A 1,938-nucleotide genomic window follows, 5' to 3' on the forward strand; every position below is an offset into this window, starting at 1 on the left:
GCAGGCCGAGCCTGCGCGCGAAGACCTCGGTCAGCGTGGCCTCGGCGCCTTCGTGGAGCAGCAGCCACACGGCCCGCAACCCGGGTTCGGTCCGGGTCATGCGGACGACGGCGAGCACGTCGTCGACCTCCGGTCCCGCCACCGGGTACGCCGTGCGGAGGTGCTCCACCAGCCCGCGGTCGCGGGGCCAGGCGCGCAGCACCTCCTCGAAGGAGGAGAGCGAGCTGCGCAGCAGCGGCGCCACACAGCTCTCCTTGCTGCGGAACCAGCGCCACACGGTCCGTTCCGACACCCCGGCCGCCTCGGCGATCTGCGCGCCCGAGGTCGCGGCGAGGCCCTGTGCGCGGAACAGCCGCACGGCGTGCCGGGAGATCTCGGTCCGCTGCCGTTGCCGCTGCTCCTCGGTCAGCGGTGGGCGGCCGCGGCGGGCCGGTCCGGTCTCGGTCGTCACCCGCCGCCCCCTCCTGTCGGAACCCGCCGACCCTATCGAGCACTATAAGTGGCAGTAACTGCCAACAATGTCTACCGTCGGGAGCACAGTCGGAAGGAGATCCGTTGACCACCACCGAGCGTCGGCTGCCCTTCGCCCGTCCCAACGTCCTCGAGCTCGCCCCGCTGTACGACGTCCTGCGCCGCGAGGCCCCCGTCGCCGCCGTGACCACGCCCGCGGGCGATCCGGCCTGGCTGGTCACGCGTTTCGACGAGGTCAAGCAGCTGTTGGGGGACAAGCGGTTCGGTCGCTCGCACCCGGCGCCCGAGCAGGCCTCGCGGATCACCACCGCCGCCGTCCAGGAGGGCCCCACCGGCAGCTACGAGACGGAGCGGGCCGACCACGACCGGATGCGCAGGCTGCTCGCGCCCGCGTTCTCCGCCAAGCGGATGACCCTGCTGACCGACGACGTCCAGGGCCTGGTCGACGGGTGCATCGACCGGATGCTCGCGGCCCGGTCCGGGAACCCGGTCGTCGACATGCACGAGCTGCTGGCCCTCCCGGTGCCGGTCGCGGTCATCTGCGCCCTGCTCGGTGTGCCCGAGTCCGACGGCGAGCTCTTCCGGGACCTCTCCGACCGCATGGCCACCGCGTCCGAGGGCGACGACGCGCACGAGGCACGTACGCGGTTCGGTCGCTACATGGCGGGGCTCGCCGAAGCCAAGCGCCGCGACCCCGGCGAGGACGTCATCTCCGACCTCGTGGCCGCCCAGGCCGCGGACGAGGCGTTCGACTACGCCGAGATGACCCGCCTCGCCGTCGGGCTGCTGTTCGCGGGGCACGAGACCACGGTGAACCGGATCGGCCTCGGCACGCTCCTCCTGATGACCCACCGCGAGCACTGGGCGGAGCTCGTCGCGGACCCGGCGGGACGGGTCGACGCCACCGTCGAGGAGATCATGCGCCTCGGCGCCCCCGGCGACCTCGGCCTGCTGCGCTACGCCCACGAGGACGTCGAGCTGGCGGGCGTGCGGATCGAGCGCGGCGACGCGCTGATCCTCTCGGTCAACGCGGCCAACCGGGACCCCGGCGTGTACGCCGCGGCCGAGGACTTCGACCCGGACCGCGAGGAACGGACCCACCTCGGCTTCGGGCACGGGGCGCACTTCTGCATCGGCGCGAGCCTCGCCCGGGTGGAGCTGCGCACCGTGTTCTCGACGCTCGCCCGCAGGCTGCCGGACCTCCGCCTGGCCGCGCAGGTCGACGAGCTCGACGTCCGGACCGGCCACATCACCGGCGGCGTGACCGCGCTGCCGGTCACCTGGTGAGGAGGCGGGCCGTGCACATCGAGGCGGACCAGGAGAAGTGCGTCGGCGCGGGGCAGTGCGCGATGACCGCGCCCGACCTGTTCGACCAGCGCGAGGAGGACGGGATCGTCGAGCTCCTCGACGCCGATCCGGACGCGGCGCACGCGACCCTCGCCCGCGCGGCCGAGACGCAGTGCCCCG

Annotated in this window: 3 protein-coding genes; 2 read left to right on the forward strand and 1 reads right to left on the reverse strand. The window is 73.6% G+C overall.

All coding sequences use genetic code 11. The features are described 5' to 3' along the window. The coding region (locus H5J29_RS30825; RefSeq protein WP_312858488.1) for a TetR/AcrR family transcriptional regulator at window positions 1-451 on the reverse strand (451 nt) is incomplete at its 3' end. Between the two features lie 104 nt (window positions 452-555). On the opposite strand from H5J29_RS30825, the gene H5J29_RS30830 reads away from it, so the two are divergent. Together H5J29_RS30830 and H5J29_RS30835 are read left to right on the forward strand one after the other, a co-directional pair. Next, window positions 556-1,758 (forward strand): cytochrome P450, encoded by a 1,203-nt coding sequence (locus H5J29_RS30830; RefSeq protein ID WP_181784461.1) that lies wholly within the window; start codon window positions 556-558, stop codon window positions 1,756-1,758. 11 nt (window positions 1,759-1,769) lie between these two features. Beyond that, window positions 1,770-1,938 (forward strand): ferredoxin (locus tag H5J29_RS30835; RefSeq protein WP_181784462.1); only part of this gene is annotated, 169 nt, incomplete at its 3' end.

Source organism: Pseudonocardia pini (assembly GCF_013870575.1).
Lineage (GTDB): Bacteria > Actinomycetota > Actinomycetes > Mycobacteriales > Pseudonocardiaceae > Pseudonocardia > Pseudonocardia pini.